Source organism: Rhodoferax sp. RT5P35 (assembly GCF_056521385.1).
In genome coordinates this window covers 1-1212 of the sequence record NZ_JBWMAX010000221.1, presented here as the reverse complement: position 1 = coordinate 1212, position 1212 = coordinate 1, and the positions used below count along the sequence as shown (strand labels likewise).

At 67.5% G+C, this 1212-nt stretch carries 1 protein-coding gene and 1 pseudogene; both read right to left on the bottom strand.

Translation table 11 applies throughout. The annotated features are described in order from the left end of the window. Positions 1-631: Bug family tripartite tricarboxylate transporter substrate binding protein (locus AC097L_RS25155; RefSeq protein WP_479589435.1), on the bottom strand; the 631-nt coding region annotated here is incomplete at its 3' end. 116 nt (positions 632-747) lie between these two features. Further along, positions 748-1212: pseudogene (locus AC097L_RS25150) on the bottom strand (single-stranded-DNA-specific exonuclease RecJ); the annotation flags it as partial.

Below are 1212 nucleotides of genomic sequence, written 5' to 3'. Positions count from 1 at the left end.
CGGGCAGGGGCGCGAACAGCAGATCTACGTTGCCGCCCAGCAGGTCGGTAATGGCCAGCGCGCCGCCCTTGTAGGGGATATGGGTCATGCGCACTTGCGCCCGGGTCTCGAACATCAGGGCGGCCAGGTGTTGGGGGCTGCCGTCGCCTGAGCTGGCGTAGTTCAGGCCACCGGGCTTGGCTTTGGCGGCGGCCAGAAGCGCGCTGGCGCTGGCGAACTTCTGCTTGTCCTTGACCACCAGCACCATGGACTGGTTGGCCAGCTTGGTGATGGGAGCGAAGTCTGCCTGCGGGTCGTACGGCAGCTCTTTGAAGATGCTTTTGTTGGTGGTCAGGAACGAGGCGGGGGAGGCCATCAAGGTGTAGCCGTCCGGCGCGGACTTGGCTACCACCGGCAGGCCGATGCGGCCAGAGGCTCCGGCCCGGTTGTCCACCACGAAGGGCTGGCCGGTGGCGGCGGCCAGCTTCTGGCCGATCAGGCGCGCGATGATGTCCACGCCGCCGCCCGCGGGCAGTGCCACCAGCAGTTTCACCGGGTGGTCGGGGTAGCTGCCCTGGGCGCTGGCGGGCAGGGCGGCGGCCAGCAGGCCCAGCGCGCACGCCAGGAGGGAAATGTTGCGACGAGTGGTCATGGATAACTCCGGTGGGTAGATTAAGAAAGATGTCAAGAAGGAATGGATTCGCCGTGGCGGGCCGCATGCGCAACATCAGGCACCAGTCGCTCCAGTCGCAGGCGGGTGATGGCGGCGATTTCGCCGAGCGTGGTGGCCAGCTCGGTGGCGCGGGCCGGGTCGTCGGTCAGCAGGCACTCTATTCCCAGCGTCATGTCGGCCAGGCGGCCTGCGGCGTTGATGCGCGGGCCCAGGGCAAAGCCGAAGTCGAAGGTGGTGGCCACTTTGGCCACCCGGCCTGCTGCTACAAATAATGCAGCTAGTCCCGCTGGTTGCGCCTGCGCGCGCAGCCGTTTGAGCCCTTGGGCCACGAGGCGGCGGTTGTTGGCATCGAGCCTGACCACGTCGGCCACCGTGCCCAGGGCCACCAGGGCCAGCAGCGGGTCCAGCTTGGGTTGCGTCTCTGCCGTGAACACGCCCCGGCGTCGCAGCTCGGCCCGCAGCGCCAGCAGCACGTAGAACATCACGCCGACACCGGCAATCGACTTGCTCTCAAACGTGCAGCCGGGCTGGTTGGGGTTGACGATCACGTCGGCATCCGG